This window comes from Bacillus sp. FSL H8-0516 (assembly GCF_038635285.1).
GTDB classification, from domain to species: domain Bacteria; phylum Bacillota; class Bacilli; order Bacillales; family Bacillaceae; genus Bacillus; species Bacillus safensis.
The window spans coordinates 318,143-337,781 of sequence record NZ_CP152051.1 but is presented as its reverse complement, the minus strand read 5'-3'; the positions used below and the strand labels follow the sequence as shown (position 1 = coordinate 337,781).

At 43.6% G+C, this 19,639-nt stretch carries 18 protein-coding genes and 1 pseudogene; 4 read left to right on the top strand and 15 right to left on the bottom strand.

Features of this window, described 5'->3' with window-relative positions; translation table 11 throughout:
• Positions 1-180: 180 nt before the first annotated feature.
• Positions 181-966: a carbon-nitrogen family hydrolase gene (locus MHB67_RS01810; RefSeq protein WP_213404987.1), complete on the top strand. Its 786-nt coding sequence runs from the start codon at positions 181-183 to the stop codon at positions 964-966.
• Between the two features lie 243 nt (positions 967-1,209).
• Here the strand turns inward: MHB67_RS01810 and MHB67_RS01805 are convergent, their stop codons facing one another.
• Positions 1,210-2,127 carry a LysR substrate-binding domain-containing protein gene (locus MHB67_RS01805; RefSeq protein WP_342492916.1) on the bottom strand — a complete coding sequence of 306 codons (918 nt, stop codon included), beginning with the start codon at positions 2,125-2,127 and terminating at the stop codon, positions 1,210-1,212.
• A gap of 116 nt (positions 2,128-2,243) precedes the next feature.
• Here MHB67_RS01805 and MHB67_RS01800 point away from each other — a divergent pair, with 116 nt between their 5' ends.
• The gene (locus MHB67_RS01800) at positions 2,244-3,017 is read left to right on the top strand and encodes a class I SAM-dependent methyltransferase (protein ID WP_133744728.1); all 774 of its coding nucleotides are present in this window, start codon (positions 2,244-2,246) and stop codon (positions 3,015-3,017) included.
• 38 nt (positions 3,018-3,055) lie between these two features.
• Here MHB67_RS01800 and MHB67_RS01795 read toward each other — a convergent pair whose 3' ends face one another.
• Positions 3,056-3,613 carry a shikimate kinase gene (locus MHB67_RS01795; protein WP_003214270.1) on the bottom strand — a complete coding sequence of 186 codons (558 nt, stop codon included), beginning with the start codon at positions 3,611-3,613 and terminating at the stop codon, positions 3,056-3,058.
• A gap of 85 nt (positions 3,614-3,698) precedes the next feature.
• The gene (locus MHB67_RS01790; protein WP_149126016.1) at positions 3,699-4,472 is read right to left on the bottom strand and encodes an IclR family transcriptional regulator; all 774 of its coding nucleotides are present in this window, start codon (positions 4,470-4,472) and stop codon (positions 3,699-3,701) included.
• Between the two features lie 148 nt (positions 4,473-4,620).
• On the opposite strand from MHB67_RS01790, the gene MHB67_RS01785 reads away from it, so the two are divergent.
• Positions 4,621-5,979, top strand: a complete 1,359-nt coding sequence (locus MHB67_RS01785; protein ID WP_342492743.1) for a hypothetical protein — start codon at positions 4,621-4,623, stop codon at positions 5,977-5,979.
• Between the two features lie 244 nt (positions 5,980-6,223).
• Here the strand turns inward: MHB67_RS01785 and MHB67_RS01780 are convergent, their stop codons facing one another.
• The 9 genes from MHB67_RS01780 to MHB67_RS01740 form a co-directional block, all read right to left on the bottom strand.
• Entirely contained in the window at positions 6,224-7,537 is a 1,314-nt protein-coding gene (locus MHB67_RS01780; protein ID WP_025092799.1) for an MFS transporter, read from the bottom strand.
• Positions 7,538-7,582: 45 nt separating this feature from the next.
• Entirely contained in the window at positions 7,583-8,785 is a 1,203-nt protein-coding gene (locus MHB67_RS01775) for a CoA transferase (protein ID WP_024427254.1), read from the bottom strand.
• 125 nt (positions 8,786-8,910) lie between these two features.
• Positions 8,911-9,291: a cupin domain-containing protein gene (locus MHB67_RS01770; RefSeq protein ID WP_024424330.1), complete on the bottom strand. Its 381-nt coding sequence runs from the start codon at positions 9,289-9,291 to the stop codon at positions 8,911-8,913.
• A gap of 23 nt (positions 9,292-9,314) precedes the next feature.
• The gene (locus MHB67_RS01765; protein WP_342492742.1) at positions 9,315-11,075 is read right to left on the bottom strand and encodes a thiamine pyrophosphate-binding protein; all 1,761 of its coding nucleotides are present in this window, start codon (positions 11,073-11,075) and stop codon (positions 9,315-9,317) included.
• 38 nt (positions 11,076-11,113) lie between these two features.
• Positions 11,114-11,887, bottom strand: coding sequence for a type I 3-dehydroquinate dehydratase (aroD, locus tag MHB67_RS01760; protein WP_065215357.1), 774 nt, complete (start codon positions 11,885-11,887; stop codon positions 11,114-11,116).
• Positions 11,888-11,896: 9 nt separating this feature from the next.
• Positions 11,897-13,330: an aldehyde dehydrogenase family protein gene (locus tag MHB67_RS01755; RefSeq protein ID WP_342492741.1), complete on the bottom strand. Its 1,434-nt coding sequence runs from the start codon at positions 13,328-13,330 to the stop codon at positions 11,897-11,899.
• Positions 13,327-14,184: a citryl-CoA lyase gene (locus tag MHB67_RS01750; protein WP_197172468.1), complete on the bottom strand. Its 858-nt coding sequence runs from the start codon at positions 14,182-14,184 to the stop codon at positions 13,327-13,329. The genes MHB67_RS01755 and MHB67_RS01750 overlap by 4 nt, the downstream gene beginning before the upstream one ends.
• Before the next feature lie 312 nt (positions 14,185-14,496).
• The gene (gene nadE, locus MHB67_RS01745) at positions 14,497-15,318 is read right to left on the bottom strand and encodes an ammonia-dependent NAD(+) synthetase (RefSeq protein WP_024424335.1); all 822 of its coding nucleotides are present in this window, start codon (positions 15,316-15,318) and stop codon (positions 14,497-14,499) included.
• 198 nt (positions 15,319-15,516) lie between these two features.
• Positions 15,517-16,113, bottom strand: coding sequence for an urea carboxylase-associated family protein (locus MHB67_RS01740; protein WP_247721740.1), 597 nt, complete (start codon positions 16,111-16,113; stop codon positions 15,517-15,519).
• Positions 16,114-16,225: 112 nt separating this feature from the next.
• Between MHB67_RS01740 and MHB67_RS01735 the strand changes: the two genes are divergently transcribed.
• A complete protein-coding gene (locus MHB67_RS01735) occupies positions 16,226-17,542 on the top strand; it encodes an amino acid permease (RefSeq protein WP_029706583.1) in 1,317 nt (438 codons plus the stop codon).
• Here MHB67_RS01735 and MHB67_RS01730 read toward each other — a convergent pair.
• From MHB67_RS01730 to MHB67_RS01720, 3 genes and pseudogenes are all read right to left on the bottom strand, one after another.
• Complete coding sequence (locus MHB67_RS01730; RefSeq protein WP_133744721.1) at positions 17,537-18,295, bottom strand: YqcI/YcgG family protein; 759 nt, start codon at positions 18,293-18,295, stop codon at positions 17,537-17,539. The genes MHB67_RS01735 and MHB67_RS01730 overlap by 6 nt on opposite strands.
• Positions 18,296-18,443: 148 nt before the next feature.
• A pseudogene (locus MHB67_RS01725) lies at positions 18,444-18,828 on the bottom strand (UPF0715 family protein).
• Positions 18,829-18,932: 104 nt separating this feature from the next.
• Positions 18,933-19,562 carry a LysE family translocator gene (locus MHB67_RS01720; protein ID WP_024424337.1) on the bottom strand — a complete coding sequence of 210 codons (630 nt, stop codon included), beginning with the start codon at positions 19,560-19,562 and terminating at the stop codon, positions 18,933-18,935.
• Between the last annotated feature and the right edge of the window lie 77 nt (positions 19,563-19,639).

Below are 19,639 nucleotides of genomic sequence, written 5' to 3'. Positions count from 1 at the left end.
TAGGTATCATACCACTCATTTCTTAATTGAGAAAGTCATTTAACAAAACCTTCTGACATTTCTATTGGCAAAGATGATGGAAACCTTTATGATAAAGAAACTGGCCTTGAAGACTAGAATAAACCATTACATACATTCATGATTTTCACATGACATATAGCGAATAAAGGAGGAACCCATATGAAAATCGCCCTTGTCCAAATGGACGTACAAATTGGAGAACCTGAAGTGAATTTTAAAAAAGCAGAAGCGTTTTTAGAAGATGCGGTCCGCGAGCAGCCTGATCTGATCATTTTACCCGAAATGTGGAATACCGGCTACGCCCTTGAACAAGCCGATCAGCTTGCGGATATAAACGGTGAACGCACAAAACAGCTCTTTTCCTCCTTTGCACGGAAGCACCAAGTGTATCTCATCGCAGGCAGTGTATTAAATAAACGGACAGAAGATGAACACATTACCAACACAATGTATGTTTTTAACCGCCAAGGTGAGCTTGTGTTAGATTATGATAAAATTCATTTATTCCGCTTAATGGATGAGCACAACTATTTAACCGCTGGTGATCAGCTTGGTTTATTTGACTATGGTGAAGATGTAACAATTGGTGCGATGATTTGTTATGACCTCCGCTTCCCGCAGCTTTCCAGAACACTTGTGAACAAAGGAGCGAAGGTGCTCGTCAATACGGCACAATGGCCGTCAGCAAGAGTGGACCATTGGCGCAGCCTGCTCATCGCAAGAGCGATTGAAAACCAGTCATTTATGATTGCTGTGAACAGAACAGGCACAAGCAGAGACACGGCATTCCCTGGACACTCTATGGTAATTGATCCACTCGGCCGCATCCTGCTTGAAACAAAAGATGACGAAGATATTTATTATGCGGAAATTGATCTTCAGCTGGTGGATGAAGTCAGACAGCAAATTCCGGTTATGACGGATCAGCGTCTGGACTTATATTAAAAAGCAGGGTGCCCCCCTGCTTTCAGCGTGTAGACAAACCCTCGCATTCGGTGTCAGGTCTGCGCTCCGGTGCTCACGAATGTCAAATTCGCTCCGCTCCTGTACTCGCCCTTCCTAGACTGCAAAGGTTTTCTATCACGCTGAAAAGAAGACAAAGGGCTAAAATCAAGATCATTTTAGCCCTTTGTCAACAATCTTAAAGCAGGGTGCTCCCCTGCTTTTTGCGTTTAATTAAACGTTTGTTTAAGCTTTCCCTTGATTCTGATAAAGGTCCATGAAGGCTTGAGCGGCTTTCGTTAAATACCTTTCTTCCACATATGCAAACACAAGTGTGCGGGTTGGGCATGAATCAATGTGTAAATAAATGACCCCGTTCCTATCCTCTTGTGCCACCATTTTCGGCACAACGGTCACACCTAGTTCGTTTTTGACCAATGCCTGTGCTGTTTGAATATGGCTTGTTTCAAAAGCCACTTTTGGCTGAAAACCGTGATGACGGCACAGTTCCATGACCACTTGCCGAAAACCGTATCCCTCTTTCAGCATAATAAATGGGATACCTTCAAGAAGTTGAAAGGGAACGATTTCGTGACCGGACGCTTTTTGCCCTGCTTGCTTGATGATCTCGTTCAATTCCTCTGATAACCATGGCTGAGCAGCTTGCGGAACTGCAAGAAGGAGCGGCTCTGTCAGCATTTGTTTCGTTTTCAATGATTCATGCTCGACAGGCATAGATAAAATAGCCAAATCCAGTTTTCCAGCCAATAGACGTTTTTCGAGCTCACGAGGAGACTCTTCTATCAGTTGAACGTGAACATGAGGATACGTTTGACAAAAGGTTTTTAATAAACCGGGCAAGACATATCCCCCAGTCACTGCTGGCGCTCCAATGTTCAGCTCTTTCCCGATTTCATAAGCTGCTTCTCCCATTTCACGCAGCAAATCATCTCTTTCCTTCAAAATATTCTCAGCCCTTTTAATGAATCGTCTCCCTTGAGGTGTGGGCGTTACTTGTCCATACTTTCGAATAAATAGCGGTGTGTCTAATTCCTCTTCCAGCTTCTTCATTTGCTGGCTTAAAGAAGGCTGTGCAATATGAAGTTGATCCGCTGCTTTTGTAAAACTTTGCTGCCGGTACACTTCAATGACATATTCCATCATTCGTATATCCACTTTCATCACCTCATAGGTTTTAACTATCCATGTCATATCTTTTATGTCTTAGACAAATAACAGAAGGAATTCTACGATAAAGAGACCACAAAGGGGGAAAAGAAATGAATCCATATGCTAAAGCCGAAAACCAATTTTCACAAAATGCCGAGAACTATCGAGATTCACCTATATTTGCAGCCGGAGAAGAGCTGGAATGGATGAAATCAACAGCAAATGCGAAGGGACATGAGCATTTACTTGATATTGGCTGCGCGGCAGGACATACCGTTTTTTCCTTTTCAGACGTTATCTCTAAAGGGGTCGGCGTTGATGTCACACAAAAAATGATCGAGGTGGCCGCAGCACTCGCGGAAGAACGCCAACTAAAACATATTACTTTTGAACAGGCAGCTGCAGAAGCATTGCCCTTCTCTGATGAATCATTTGATTTCGTGACGTGCCGATTTGCTGCTCACCACTTTCCAAACCTTCCGGCAGCCATGTCGGAAATCAGTCGAGTCTTAAAAAAAGGCGGCCAATTTCTGCTCGTCGACCATTATGCACCTGAAAACCCTGCACAGGATTCATTTATTAATCACTTAAATAGACTGAGAGACCCTTCTCATGTGCGGGAAAGCTCGTTATCAGAATGGAAAGAGCTTTTCGATGACAACCAATTGACTCAGAAAGAGAGTCGTTACTGGGATCTGCATATTGATTATCAGGACTGGATTATACGTGGTCGCACGCCAGAGAATATTCAAAAGGAGATCGTTTCCCACCTTCAAGCCGCAGACTCTGACACAAAGCAGCTGTTTCAGCTTCAATTCGATGCACAGCATCAGCCTATTTCCTTCTGTTTAAAAGCTGCACTGCTTCAAGGAATTAAGAATTGACCTTATAGAAAAAGTCTACCCTAAACGGTAGACTTTTTTTATTTCGAATATAAATCCCAGCCAAGCTTGAGTGTGTCCACAATATAATTGGCGACTTCCTCAGCCTCTAAATGATCTGTTTCCACTCTTGAGTTATGAAGAGAATAAATCTCCCGGCGCTCTTCAAACAGCTCTTTCATCTCATCAAGTGTCCGGTTGTGAAGAACAGGGCGGTTTTCGATTAAAATATCAAGCCGCTGCTTCCAATTCTCCCACGATAGATCAAGGAAAAGAACGGTACAATGCTTCAAGCAGGCGCGTTTGATTTCTTCCTGTTTGAATGCACCGCCTCCAAGGGAAACGATCTTGAGCTGTGTATGTTCACATAAATCGACGATATAATCCTTTTCAGCCTGCCTGAAGAATGCTTCTCCTTTTTGCTGAAACATCTCTGGAATCGTCATGTTGTACTTTTTCTCAATCTCCTGATCGACATCAATAAAATCTCTATATAGCTTTTTGGCAACCAGCTGCCCAATGGTTGTTTTCCCAACACCCATAAAGCCAATGAGGACAATATTCCGCTGTCTTACAGGAATTTCTCTATTGATTTTCATGGTCGTGACACGTCCTCCCTACGACAAGGAATGCTACATAATGTTTCTATTATATGATAAATGGAGCGCGAAAAGATAGGCAATCTTAAAAATTGTGTTTGACGACGTAGCCGAGCTGTTCAGAAAGCCGCTGTGCCTGTTCTTTCACTTTTTGCTGCAGCTGAGGAATGACTTCTTCAGTAAACCGATGGGTTGGACCAGATATGGATAAACAGGCTTTCACTTCACCATGAATGTTAAAGATTGGTGCCGCTACTGCCGCAGATCCTACCTCGCGTTCATCGATGCTGCAAGAAGTATATGTGTCAAGAATATGTTTACGTTCCTTTTGCCAGTCACCCTTCATCACATGATCAGCCTCATACGCTAATACTTTTTGTTGAAATTCTTCACTTTGAAATGCCAATAATACCTTTCCGCCTGCACCTGCGTACAATGGCAGCTTTTCACCAATCTTGACAAGATGCCGAATCGATTGCAGCCCTTCCGCTTGTTCAATACAAACCCTGCTTGTTGAATCCAGTACATACAGGTTGACGGTTTCCTTTGTTTCATCACGAAGTGAGTACATGAGTGGCTTAGCCAGTTCCCTCAATTTAATGGACTTCCCTGCAATGTATCCGAGGAGATAAAGCCTTTGACCCAATCGGTATTTCATTGTTTCTTGATTCTTCTCCACAAAATGATTCATTTCAAGTGCCTTGAGCAGTCTCGTTGTCGTAGACATTGCTAAATTCATCTCTTTTGAAATATCCGTTAGCGTTAGCTCTTGACGTTCTTCACTAAAACAATAAAGAATATCCAAAGCACGCTGAACTGTACGCAGTCCTGATTCTTCTTTTGACTTTTTATCAGCCATATTCACTTTCTCCTTTTCCCCTTTGATTTCTTATCGACATCAACGATCGATTTTGCTATAATCCATTTTAAACGTTCCATTAAAAGAAAACAAATTCCACCAGACGGAATAAAATCAATTGAAGATATTTGATGGAGGAGATATTTGAATGTACCTGCTCGTTTTTACACTTCTTATCAGTCTATATATAGTTCATCAACTATTTCCTGCTCTCATACTCTCCTATTTTGTTGGTCTGCTGGCCGCTGCTTCGCTCACCATTTCTTTTAAGAAAGCAAGCGGGCTTTATTTGAAAACAGGTGCTGTATTTCTCATCATTGGGTTGTTCTTATTCTTCTTATCCGGCCAGCCATTGCACACGTTTTTTCTTCACTTTCATTCCATGCTGGGCTTGCTTTCTCTCTTTTTCATGCTGCCTTTTATTCATTCTCTCATACATGTTGGACATTTCGATACACAATTAAATAAACTGCTCACACTGCATACAACGAGCTCAAATCAGCTTTATCGCAAGAGTTCATTTGTCACTCATATACTCGGCATGTTTTTAAATATCGCGACGATTCCCTTACTCTATACATCGCTCAAACCGTCGCTTGAATCCCTAAAAGAACAAGTGAAACAACATCTTTATACACGCAACCTCTTAAGGTCATATGCATTATGTTTAAGCTGGAGTCCTGTTGAAGTGCTGGTAAGCGTCACCATTGATGCAACCAAACTAAAATATTATCAAATTGCACCTATTACTTTTGGTTTAATGGTCGTCGTACTGGCGATAGATTGGATGCTTTTTTCTCGTCAAAGCAAACGATTACCAAACATCATTCAGTCTTCAGAAACAAACGCCAATCCTCATCGAATTAAGCGAAAAACCCTTCAGCTCGCTTTCATGCTGCTAGGTTTTATGACAGTCGTCTCACTTGTCGATGCATGGATTGGGAAAGGGTATTTATTCGCTGTAGTACTGACGATTATTCCATTTGCTCTATTATTCTCTTCTGTTATCAAAAAAAGAAAACAATATATCGCTGTCTCTGTGCCTCATTGGAAAGAAAGAACCCGTCAGCTCTCCAACTATATGTGTCTATTTTTAAGTGCAGGCTTCTTTGTCGATATGCTCCTTGCGACAAACAGTATGCAGCCGATTCAAGCATTTATTGTCAGTATATCAGACCATGCCATTTGGGTTTATTGTGTCATTGGGTTGTATTTTCTGATCACCGCCCTTTGCGGTTTTCATCCGCTCGTCTCACTTGCTTTGTTAGTGAGTATGATGGCACCAGTCATCCATGAACTGCCTGCTCTTCCCATTGCCATCATGCTGATCGTTGCTGGCACATCAACTGTTATGTTTAGCCCTTTTAATGTTTCTGTCTCCCTATTAGCTGATTTGATGAAGGTCAACCCTTACCGTATCACTCGCTGGAATATATGGTTTGCCAGCTTTTATATCAGCATGGGTATCGCATGTGCAGCGATCATCACCGTTATCTTTTATACATAAAAAAGAGAACTCATCCTTGAGTTCTCTTTTCAGATTGTTGACAAAGGGCTAAAATGATGTTGATTTTAGCCCTTTGTCTTCTTTTCAGCGTGATAGAAAACCTTTGAAGTCTAGGAAGGACGAGCACGGGCGCGGAGCGAATTGAACATTCGTGAGCACCAGCGCACAGGACTGACAACGAATGCAAGGGTTTGTCTACACGCTGAAAAGAGAACTCACCCTTGAGTTCTCTTTTGCTTTCTCTCTATGGCTTTAATTGAATACGTTCAATTTTACCTACGATAAAGATGTACGACAATGCCCCGCCTAAAGCAACTAAACTGACGAATAAAATTCCTCCATTGTAAGAGCCTGTCGCCGACACGATGAATCCGATAATCAGCGGAGTGATGATCCCAGCTAAATTAGCAAAAAAGTTAAATACGCCGCCAGCCAGCCCAACCATTTCCCGCGGTGCCACCTCAGACAGCATCGTCCAAGAGATATTAGACAGACCTTGCGCAAATGAAGCGATGGATAAAATGGTCAGCACAAGCGGGATATTTGTTGTAAAGTTTGCTAAAACAATGGTACTCGTCATCAGCAAGCCAACCACTACTGGCAGCTTTCTCGCTACATTCACTGATACGCCCTTTTTAAGCAGCCAATCAGACACATAACCTCCAAACAAGACCCCAAAGAATGCAGCAATATAAGGAAGAGACGCAGCAAAACCTACCTTGAGAAACGCCATATTTTTCGCCTCTGCCAAATAGGTCGGAAACCATGTTAAAAAGAAAAAAAGGGTAGACGCAACAGAGAATTGGCCAATATAAAGCCCGATCAATTTACGATATTTTAGAAGGGCGGCAAAGTCTGCCCATTTCAGCTTCTCCTGTGATGCGACTGTCAGCCCATCGCCTTGCCGGATTAATTCTAACTCATCCTCATTTATCTTCGGATGCTCTTTCGGTTCGTGATAATACTTGTACCAAAAGAAAGCAAATATGATACCGAGCGCACCTGCTGTAATGAAGACGGTTCTCCAATCGAAAGTCGTCATGATCCAAAATAGAAGAGGTGTCGCAAATGCAAGACCCACATACTCTCCAGCAGTATAAACACCTGTTGCAAAAGCCCGTTCCCGCCTTGGAAACCATGTGGTGACAATACGGTTATTTGCAGGAAAAGCGGGAGATTCTGTAATCCCAATAAACAAACGGCAGCCGAATAAAAAGGCAAAGCTGTTCGCAAACGCCTGTAAGCCTGTGAAAATAGACCAAGTAACAAGTGATATCCCATACGTTACCTTTGAGCCAAATTTATCGAGAATAAAACCGCCTGGTATTTGCATCGCTGTATATGTCCAGCTAAATGCTGAAAAAATCAAGCCTAATAAGGCAGGATTTAATTGCAATGAAGATTGAATTGCAGGAGCAACAATGGATACACTGGCTCGATCAATATAATTAATAGCGGTAATAAAAAACAACAGAATCAATATGCCAAAACGGGCTTTCGTTGGTTTCACATATGCGGGCTGCAATTCATTCCCCTTCAGTTCTGAATGCACTTTCATAACCATCCTCCTTTGTTTCCGCAGCGTGCGGTTCGGTTGAGCGTATTAAATTACCCCTTTTTCTTCTAACTGCTTACACTCTTCTTCTGTTAAGCCAAGCATATTTGTTAAAATTTCATAATTATGTTCGCCTAAATCAGGTGCAATGTGACGGATACTTCCAGGTGTTTTTTCAAACTTTGGAATGATCCCAGGCACCTTCACTTTTCCAAGACGAGGGTGATGCACCTCGACGATATTCTCTCGTGCTTTAAATTGCGGATGCTCAAAAATATCCCGAATACTTAAGATTGGGCTCACAGGAACACCGTGTGTATCTAAAATTTCTAATACGTCATCCCTTGTTTTCGACGCGATCCATTCAGAGACGATCGCATCCATTTCTTTGTTATGCTTCAGCCTGGATGCATTGACCGCGAATTTTTCATTCTCTAGTAAATCTAATCGATTCATCGCCTCTGCCAATCGATTGAAGGTCGAATCTGTACTCGTCACAAGAACCAAATAATGACCATCCTTTGTCTCATAGGTGCCGGCAGGGCTTGAATGTCCACTTAGCCCCGGTGAACGCTCACGCACCTTCCCAAGCTTGTCATATTCTGCAACCAAAAACTCTAACATACGAAACACAGATTCATAGAGGGCTAAATCCACCATTTGCCCAGTTCCTTCTGGATGTGTATCCCTGTAATACATCGCTGTCACAGTAGCAAACGCCACATAGATGCCAGCAATATAATCAGTGAGAGAAAAGGAAGGGCTGACTGGATGCCGGTCTGGAAACCCTTGAATATATGTAAAGCCGCTAAACGCCGTCGCTGGTGTTCCAAATCCGGCTTTGTCCTTAAACGGGCCCGTTTGACCATAACCCGATACACGAATCATGATTAAACGAGGGTTGATTTCTTTTAACACATCGTACCCAACGCCCCATTTTTCGAGGGTGCCAGGGCGGAAATTTTCAATCAGCACATCGACCTGACCCGCAAGCTTTTTAAAAATGTCTTTTGCTTCATCTTTGTGCAGATCCAGTGTAAGGGATTTCTTATTCCGTGAGAGACCAGACCATCTAAGTGGTTCCCCATCTGCAAAAGGGCCGACATGCCGCAGCGTATCGCCTTTGCCAGGAATCTCGACTTTGATGACCTCTGCTCCAAAATCCCCTAGAAGCACCGCGCCATAGGGTGCAGCAATCATCGTAGAGACGTCTAATATTTTTATTCCTTCGAGCGGTGTATTCATATTCATTGCTTGACTCCCTTTCATTCAAGTGATGAAGGGCTAAAATCATTCCTAATTTTAGCCCTTTTCATCTTTCTGATTGACCCGGAAAGCCTTGATGATTCAAAAAGAGGGCTTACCGGTGCAGGTTTTTAATCCTTTGGAAGCTGCCCTTGCGGTGTGTAGAGCCAAATGAGCCATAAAGGTTCATCTCCTGTATTGACATGCTGGTGCGGGACACCGTCAGGAATGAACATGAAATCATTTTGTTTAAAGGACTGCCTTTCTCCATCACAAATGACTTCGCCAGATCCTTTAATCACAAAATCAAATTCCTCTGAACCCGGGTGATTGTGCACTGAACTTGCTTCCCCTGGTTCAAAAATGGTGAGACCCGCCATCATATGTTCTGATCCAACTGTATCCGGTGTAATGGTTTGAAATACCTTTCGAACCATTTGCTCCTCTGGACGATCTAAGCCTAACCATAATGGGTTCCCATCTTGAAACGGATTCAATACTTTAATTTTCATTGTTAATTCCTCCCTCGTTCTGATTAATTCACGCTGACATGTGAGCGCTTTGAATTTGGTGAATAAATGTCATTAATATTCCAATGTCCATCCGTAGGAACAGGATCATTTTTCATTGCGACATCAATAACGCAAGGCTCCTGAGAAGCAATGGCTTCAGCTAAAGCTTCTTTGAATTCAGAAGCAGAGGTGATTTTAATCCCCTTCATTCCATAACCTCTCGCAATGGCAGCAAAATCCGGTGAATAGCTTTCTCCAGCTTTACTGAAAACAGTGCCGTACGTCGTTTCATAGTGCGCCATTTGCAAGCCGGCTATTGTGCCAAATGCACTGTTATTCATCACAATCCACACAACAGGAATGTTCTCTTCAACGGCTGTTGCGAGAACGGATGGATTTTGACCGAAGCCGCCGTCTCCAACGAGTGACACAACAACATGGTCAGGCTGGGCAATCTTTGCCCCAAGTGCGGCAGGGGCTCCAAATCCCATCGTTGCAAAGCCGCCTGGCGTTAAAATGGTTCCTGGCGTCAACACAGGAAATTGCTGTCCGACCCCATTTTTATTCCAGCCAACATCCGTTGTAATGAAAGCATCTGGCGGCAATACTTCCCGCACTTCCTGCAAAATACGCTGCGGCTTCATTGGGAAGGATTCATCTTGAACATTCGTCAGATTGCTAGCCTGAAAATCCTTACGATATGCCGCAATTTCCTTTTTCAATTCAGGACGATTCAGTCCTTTTGGCAGCCTTTCTCTCGCCACTCGATTGAGTACAGTCAAGGCTTGCTTAAGATCGGCTACTGCTCCAATTTCAACAGGATAGTTACGTCCAATTTCATTCGGGTCAATGTCAATATGAATGAGCTTGGTTGATGGGAAGCGGAACGTATAATCTGATTCCCACGAGCTCGCATCAGCTTCAGCAAAACGAGTGCCTAAAGCCAATATATAATCCGCCTCTTTGCACTGATCATTGATAAATTTCGTCCCCCAAAACCCTGTCATTCCAAGGGTCATTGGGTGATCATCCGGCATGGCTCCTTTCCCCATCAAAGAATGGGCGACAGGGATACTTAGATGGTCAGAAAATGCCTTTAGTTCTTCAGCGGCATCAGCTAATAAAATGCCTCCCCCAACATATAAGAGCGGTCTTTCTGCCTGCAGCAATCGATCTAATATCCGATTGGCCGTTTGATCATCAATAGAAGGTTTTTCAATGGTGTGTGTATGATGGTTGATTTGTTCAAACAGGGACACATCTAAATCTTTTGAGAACACATCCATTGGAACAGAAATAAGCACCGGGCCAGGACGGCCGCTTTCAGCTAACTGAAATGCTTTTGATAAAATCTCTGGAAATAATTCTGGAATATCGACTCGCCATGCTCTTTTCACAAACGGCCGGTAAATTTCGTATTGAGAGGCATCGGAATGAAGATTGATTTCTTGGTGTGGGTGCTTTCCGTAATAGTGACTTGGGACATCTCCTGCAATGACAACCATTGGAATGGAATCAAGTGCTGCATTCGCTACCCCTGTTGCGGCATTGGTGAGTCCAGGTCCTAGATGACTGAGAACAACAGCCGTCTGTTTCTTCGCCCGCGCATAACCATCTGCTGCATGTGCTGCTATCTGTTCATGTCTGACATTTACAAATTGAATCGAGCTTTTTTCAAGCGCTGATAAAAAAGCAATATTCGTATGACCACAGAGGCCGAAAATATGCTCGACTCCCCGATTTTCTAAGTACTGAATAACCTGTGTAGAAATATTCTTCTTCATGTTTCTCTCCTCTCACGGTGCAGCTATGAATCTGCTACTCACTTATTCTTTGAAAACACAATAGATAGAACATTGTTCAAATCCTGTATCGCCACTTGCCCGGGAGCTGAGCTTTCTTTCCCTACAGCAAAGGTCATCACAGAACCAAAAAGCCCGCCAATCATTCTTGTAAAAGCACCGTATTCCGCCATTGCCATCGAAATAACGGGAATTGACAGCTGCTTTTTCGCATGGCTGGTCGCCGAGAGCAGTGTTAATGCATCGTCATAGGAATGCGGCATCACTGCGATCTTTGCGATGTCGGCGCCGACTGATTCTGCATTGACGAATAGCTGCACGAGGCGATCCACCTCAGGGGTGCGATCGAAATCGTGATACGACACAATCAAGGTAACGCCATGTCTTTTAGCTGCCTGACTGACTTGCTGTATATGTGTCACATCATGCATTAATTCATAATCAACGGCGTCCACAAGCTGTGTGGAACAAAGCTCGGCAAGCAGAGAAACCTTCTCAGATTCTGAGAGTGATATCCTTTCGCCTCCCTCCTTTTCAGAACGAATGGTGAATAAAAATGGGATACCCTTTGCCTTTTCTACCATTCCCTTAAGGGTTTCTATCACTTGATCCTTGTCATGAAGGTGATGAAAAAAATCCGCCCGCCACTCGATCACATCAGGCTTCTTCTCTGTTAACACCTCGACCTCATGAAACAATTCTTCCTTTGTTTGTCCGATGAGCGGCGTACAAATCATTGGCTGACCGCCTGCCTGCACACTTTTTACCTTTTGCTGAAATGCATTCACATCCATACGCCCCTTTCACAGACCATTTGGAAGCACGACCATTTTGGTTTCGGTCATCTCCTCGATGGCGAAACGCGGACCTTCTCTTCCAAGGCCACTTCGTTTAATCCCGCCATAAGGCCAATGATCCAGTCTAAAATTCGATGTCCCATTGATGACAACCCCGCCAGCTTCAAGCTCTTTTGCTGCGTGTAATGCCACATCCAGCTGATTCGTAAAGATCCCTGCCTGCAAACCATATCGACTATCATTTGCTTCTTTAATTGCCTCCTCCAGCTCCTCATAAGGGAGAATGCTGACAACTGGGCCGAACACTTCCTCACAGACGACCTTTGCCTGTTTCGGAGGGTTTAGCAAAATAGCCGGTGTGATGCTCGCTCCATTTCTTTTCCCCCCGCATAAAAGCTGGGCACCCATGCTCTCTGCCTCTTGTATCCATGCCTCAACACGCTGTGCGGCCTGTACATCGACCATACAGCCGATATCACTCTCACTGGACAGCGGATCTCCAACAACAAGCTGCTCTACTTTTTGTTTTAATACATCAGTAAACGACGGCATCATTTCCTGGTGGACATAAATTCTTTGAACAGAAATACAGCTTTGACCGGAATTACTAAAGCCTGTTTTGGCACACATGGATGCGGCTTGTTCAATATCTGCATCGTGATGAACAATCGTCGCTCCATTCCCTCCGAGTTCGAGCAGTACCTTTTTTAATCCCGCAGAGGTTGTAATGTGTTCGCCTCCGGCAGCCCCGCCGGTAAAAGAGATGAGATTCGTTCTATCATCAGTGACTAACTGTTTCCCGGCGTCGACCCCGCCAATCACAAGCTGCAAACCAGCCTCAGGAAATCCTGCTTCGAGAAGGAGTTCGACAAACGCTGTGGCAACAGCTGATGTTTGCGGTGCAGGCTTCAAAATGATGACATTCCCTCCCGCAAAGGCCGGACCGACTTTGTGACAAATTAAGTTGAGCGGTGCATTAAAAGGGGTAATCGCCAGCACAACTCCGACTGGTACTTTAAATGTCATGGCCATTGCTCCCTGTCCGCGCGATGATACATTGCCAGGAATGGTCTCACCTATTAATCGATTCGCTTCTTCCGCCGATTGCGCCAGCGTCTCGATTGACCGCGAAACTTCATCTCTTGTATTTTTAAGCGGTTTGCCTAATTCTAGCGAAATCAATTTTGCAAAATGGTCTTTTTGTTCTTCAAGCAAGGTGGCTGCTTTTGTTAGAAGCCTTGAGCGGTCGATTGCCGATATTCCCGCTATTTGTTTTTTAGCATGCTGCGCACTAGAAAGTGCCTGTTCTATGTCTTCTGATGAGGCGAGATAGGATGTACCGATCCTTTCTCCTGAGTAAGGATTGATGATATCTGTTTTCACACGACCGGTATCCAGCCACTCGCCGTTTATATATGACAACGCTCTCAAACTACTCAAATTTTCTCTCCCTCCTTCAAGTGCCGCGTTCCATGTCCTGCATAACGAACCAATCTTTCTTCATTCGGACAAGGTCCTTTCACGAGGGCTCCCTTTGTCAGCTCCTCATATGCATGCGCCACGATTCCCATTCCTCTGGATAAGGAAAAAATGCCTTTTGCTGCTTCTGCTGGAATGTTTAATTCACATTGGATGGCAGCAGATACACCATCTATATTCATCGTGATTTTCTTCCCTTTCAGTTGTTCAAGCTCATGCCTAATCGCTTCGGCTAACCGTAAATATGTGCCGCTGATAAGACCTTGCTGGACATGTTTGTGACTCAGCTCATATAGACGTCTCACCCTCGGATCATCATCATGAAGCTGATGGCCGATTCCCGGGATTTTTTCCTTGCGATTTAACCATGTTTGACACACTTGCTTTGCCGCAGCCTGTATATCCTTTTGATCATCGTAGATCGCTTTGGCCTCGTATAACATACGCATGGCCTTCTCTCCGGCTCCGCCATGAATGTCACCTAATAGATTCACCCCTGTTGCTACAGAGGAATTAAACGAAATGCCGCAAGTCACCGCCATTCTAGCTGCTGCAATAGATGGTGCTCTTGGTCCATGGTCCGCACCTGCGACAAGAACACTTTCAAAAAGAGCTGCTTTTGAATCATCCAATAATTCACCAACAAGCAGTAAATAGAGCATTTGTGGATAAGACAATTCACCAATCAGTTCTTCAATCGGATACCCTCGAATTTCAATTGAATTTTTTTGAATATGACTAATCTCAGTCTCCCACCAAGCGCCTCCCTCTTTGTAAATTTCCAGTGCACTTCGATTTTTCATTGTGTGAATCATTCCTTTAGCTTCTTATTTGGAGGTGAACCACTCCTTTATTCCATCCAGTGGAATCTAATTTCACTTTTCGGAATGTGGTTTCATTGTAAGCGCATTCTTTTTATTCGTCAATTATTTTTTCTGAAAATACTGTCAATAGGAGCGAAATTAAGTGAATCGAACTAATTATGTTTGCTATTATTGTTCAAAAAAATCAATATTTAGTTAAATGGACTTAAGTATATCGTTCTACTAATTTAATGAATTTTTGGTTATTTTGTCAAACTCAATTCAACATAAAAAACCTCTCCATCTTCTGGAGAGGTTTCTTTTTTATTTCCACCAGTCATCAAACATGGAAGCGGGTACTTGGCGTTTATGCTCTGATTGAACATAACGCTTTTCAATCGCTTCGGCGGCTTGATCTGACACTGGTTTTCCTTCTAAGTAATCATCAATTTCATTGTACGTAATGCCGAGCTCTGTTTCATCCGTTTGCTGAGGTTTATCATCCAGCAGATCAGCTGTTGGTTTCTTTAAGTACAGGCGCTCCGGCGCTTCTAGCGCTTCGAGTAGCGCACGGCCTTGGCGTTTTGTCAAACCTGTAAGCGGAAGAACATCTGCACCGCCATCACCATACTTCGTGAAGAAGCCGGTTACTGCTTCAGCTGCATGATCTGTACCGATGACAAGCAATCCTTCCTCACCACCGACAGCATATTGCGCGATCATTCTCATGCGTGCTTTGACATTCCCTTTATTAAAGTCAGACAATGGGCCGCCCGTTTCCTTTTGATATTGATCACTGAATGCTGACACGGCAGGTGCAATATCATATTTCCACGACTTGTCTGGCTGAATAAATGATAGGGCGAGCTGTGCATCATCTTCATCCTGCTGCACACCATGCGGAAGGCGTACCGCAATAAAGACCGCATCCTCTTTTCCTTCTTGACGAAGCTCACTGACAGCAAGCTGTGCAAGACGGCCGGCAAGCGTTGAATCCTGCCCGCCGCTAATGCCGAGAACGAATCCTTTTGCCCCGGTTTTTTTCAAGTATTCCTTTAGAAATCCAACCCGTTTTTCGATCTCCTGCTTTGGGTCAATTGAGGGCTGCACATGCAACTCTTGGCTGATCTTTTTTTGCAAACTCATACACTTTTCCTCCTAAGCATCCTCTACATGAAGAGAACAGGTTTTACTCACAATTCATTGATTTAACAACGTTTTTTGAATCTCCATTATACCATGTTTTCATCAAGAACATTTTGTTAGACGTTCCCCTATTTCTTAGATGATCAAACATTCACAAGCGAAAAAGACCACGTCTTTATGGACTGGTCCTTTTCTTTTTTAATCAATTTCTACCCGTATGGATGTACAGCTTGATCCATTACACTTCCCAATATCAGCAGGGCATGCGGACACGGCCACAATGAGGTCCATTTCAGCCCGTAGGCGAATGTAGTCACCGGGCAGCGATTTTGGCTCCTCCACAGACAGCTTTCCTTTTTCATCAATGACTGTATTCATAAAGGCGTTAAAAGGATAGTACATATCCTCCTTTGGAATTCCAAAGGGCTCAAAGGCAGTCCGCAAATTGTCGTAGCATGTATGCATGACCTCTAAGTGCGTCCGGCCGTATAAAAGCTGATACATCTCTTGCCGGCAGGCGGGCATGTATAAATCATGGCATTCCACTGTATCTTCAATGATCGTAAACATCGGTTTATATAAATTAGAATAGAGCTTATCGCCTTTTTTCACTTTAGACGAGAACAAACTGTCCATCGTCGCACCTTGGTCAAATTTTTCATAAAAATCCTTTTCATGATAGGCCATCACATCTGCTACTTGCTGGCCTTCGACATCAACCACTCGCATACATTGGCCTTTTCCTAAACGTAAGCCGAGTCTACCCTTTGGTAAAATGACGTGTTCTCCGTTCATCACATGCACTCCTTTCCATGACAGTATGCCCAAAATGTCCCCTTGATCATGTATAAAAAAAAGACGCGGTCACAAGCTAATGTCATTGAAATAGAAAGGTGTTGCACTTGCATTGAAAGAAGAACAATCTTTATCTTGGTGGCAGCTTTCTCTCATCGGAGTCGGCTGTACAATTGGCACTGGGTTCTTCCTTGGTTCCAGCATCGCCATTACAAAATCCGGTTATTCCGTCTGCATCTCCTTTTTGCTTGCTGCGGCCGGAACGTATCTCGTCTTTAAACATTTAGCTGCGATGACAGCCGATAATCCTGATAAAGGGTCATTTTGTTCCTATGCTCGTAAAGCATACGGACGCTGGGCAGGGTTTAGCAATGGCTGGGTGTATTGGTTTGCAGAAATGCTGATTACAGGAAGTCAGTTAACCGCCATTTCTCTGTTTACCCGCCACTGGTTTCCTTCTGTTCCGCTTTGGGTGTTTTCTGCGATTTATTCCGCTCTTGCCCTGCTCGTGATTATCATTGGGCTTTCTTCTTTTCAAAAGACAGAAAATGTTCTTGCGGTACTGAAAACAGCGGCGATTTTTCTATTTATGATTCTTGCGGTGCTTGTATTATTCGGCATTTTGACAGAACATAAACCGACCCTTCATCTGCCTAACAAGGATCACGAATGGATGCCTCTTGGTCCGCTTGGTCTTTGGAATGGATTGATTTATGCGTTTTATGCATTTGGGGGAATTGAAGTCATGGGGCTGATGGCGGTTCATTTAAAGGACCCGAAGGATGCGGCAAAAGCTGGACGTGTCATGCTGATCATTCTAGCGGTCATCTATATCGTCTCGATCGGACTTGCTCTCTTGCTTGTCCCAGTGACAGCTTTTAATGAGAACAGCAGTCCATTTATTACTTCATTAGAGCCGTTTCATTTATCGATCTTTCTTCATATCTTTAATGGCATTTTCATTATTGCTGGTTTTTCGACATTGGTTGCCTCTCTCTATGCGGTCACAACGCTGCTCGGCACAATGTCAGAGCATCAGGATGCACCTGCTTGTTTTAAACAAAAAGATCCTTCGCATGTGAGATGGTCTTCGATTATCTTAACTGCTGCTGGCTTAATTGTCTCGATTTTGCTTGCACTCTTTTTGTCCAAACACATCTACGAGCATCTCACAACAGCAGCCGGTCTTACCTTGCTGTACACATGGATTTTTATTCTGTTCTCAAGTAAAAAGCTATCCAAGCCATCCACCCGCCAAACGTGCGAAATGATTCTTGCGCTGCTCTTAATTGGAGCCGCTGTATCAGGCACATTAACAGAGGCAAGCGGACGACCTGGCTTTTTTATCAGCCTTGGGATCATTGCAGTGATTGCCATCATGGTGCTATTTATGAGGAAAAAGTGGAAGCAGGATCAGACCGCATCATAATTTCATCATGTTTTTTAATGCAGTAAATGGACATTTGGCGGAGGCTGGTTTCTCCGCCTCTTCATCTGGGAGAAAGTATTGCTTCCATTCATGATTGGTCGGGTCCCCGTACCATTTTAATGATGGGTGAACACTGACCTCATCATATGCTTTGAGCCGCTTGCGAACGAGCTGGCTCATTTTTTGTCCAAACTTGGTCGATCCATTCAATTTCTCAAACACCCATCTAGGCTGAAATGCCATCAAGAGATAAGGGAAGTGGCGGCTTTTTCTGAGTTTGTGAGCAGGAGTGGAACACAAAATAAAATACGCTTCCCCATGGAAGCAATACTCCCACTCATGATGATGAGTATCTAGCGAAATCTCCTCAGGCCACGGTTCTTCATCTTTATGATGCAGCCGTTGAAGCAGCGACCAAAACTGCTGCTCAAACTCTTCAAGCGAGCTTTCCTTTAAATCCTGCGGTGTTTCAAAAAAACAGATAAATGAAGCATATTGACCGGTTTCTTTCGCACAGCCTTGATATTCTCTCAGCAGCTGGGCTAATTCATCCACCGCTTCCTCTTCCCTCGGGTCACCAACAAACCCATAGCGTAAATGATCGAGAAAAAATCCCTGTCTTCCGGGTACACAAGGGAATGTATCGGCTTCATCTCCTACCATCTCGCCAAATTGTGTGAAAGCATCCTGCTTCCATTCTTCTAGTGATCGTAGATTTTGATCAAGGCAACTTTTCGCATACAGCTGGGCCATTTCCTTACACCTCGTTTTAGTGTCTTCTCCATAGCCTATGAGGTGCAAATGGCTGTGGTGACTGTCCTTCCACGACTTCCTAGCGTATGACAAGATGGGTTTCCTATGATCAGACTAGTGAAAGTTAATAGAGAGCCTTTCGTCATACCTACGATGGATTCTCCATCAAAAAGACGGAATCCAGCACCCAATAAATAAGGGCTGCGCAGAAGCTAAACAAATAGACTTTATAGCTGATGAACACAACAAGCCCATAATCAATCCATAAAGCCAAAGCCGAACAAACTACCCATGCCGCAATAAAATAAATCAATAAGTCACGGCTTCGAAAACCTCTTAGGATGCCGGTGTAAAACAAGCTGAATCGGTGCAGCAAAAATGACATAAGCGAGCAAAATGAACAGACTGGTCATCTCCACATAACTAAAGCCCACTTCAGGCGGCATGAATAAAAACGTATAAACGAATGTTGCTGTGATGACTGATAAAATCAACATACACACATAGTTGAATACTGGCAAAAACAGTCGCATAGCAGAAGCTCCTTCAATCCATTTTCTATTCCATCATTATTCAAGAATGTGTTATGTCTGTCAATCCTTACAAAAAAACAGACTGAATGTGTCAGTCTGTTTTTCTACCCAATCAACGCCATAATCCCTTGATACCCAAAATAGGCACCGAAACCAAGTAAAGATAGACCTGCAAGAACAGATAAGCCATGTAACACACGTTCACTTAAATAACGCCTAAACGAACTAGCAAGCAGCGCCATACTGAAATCCCAGATCAGCATGCCGATAAAAATAGCCATACTGTACATGAGCATTTGGGAAGCTCCATACTTTTCGATCGTATTGGCTAAGATGCTGCCATAGATGCCAAGCCAAAACAAAATACTGAGCGGATTAGATAGAGAAATGAAAAATCCGGTCATGAACGATTTGCCAATTGATGTGTTTTCGCTGTCCTTTTTCGGACTCTCCTGTAAATTGATTTTACGCAGACTTTCAATGCCGGTATAGGTCAAAACGAAAAAGCCGAACAGCCACAAAAAGGTTTTGACAAGAGGTGCAGTCAAAAGCTGGGCGACACCAAAATAGATGAGAAGCATATAGACAATATCCGCAGCCATAGCCCCCACACCAAAAATCCACGCATGCCAAAATCCACTTTTAATCCCTCTGTCGATTTGGGCTGCATTGACTGGCCCAACAGGCGCTGAAAGTGACAACCCTAAAAAGATATAACCAAAAAACACCGCCACATAGACGTCCTCCTTTTGATGCTGACTTGTACATGTTATTCAAACTTTCTGCGTTTTAGTACAAGTCCTTTGTCATC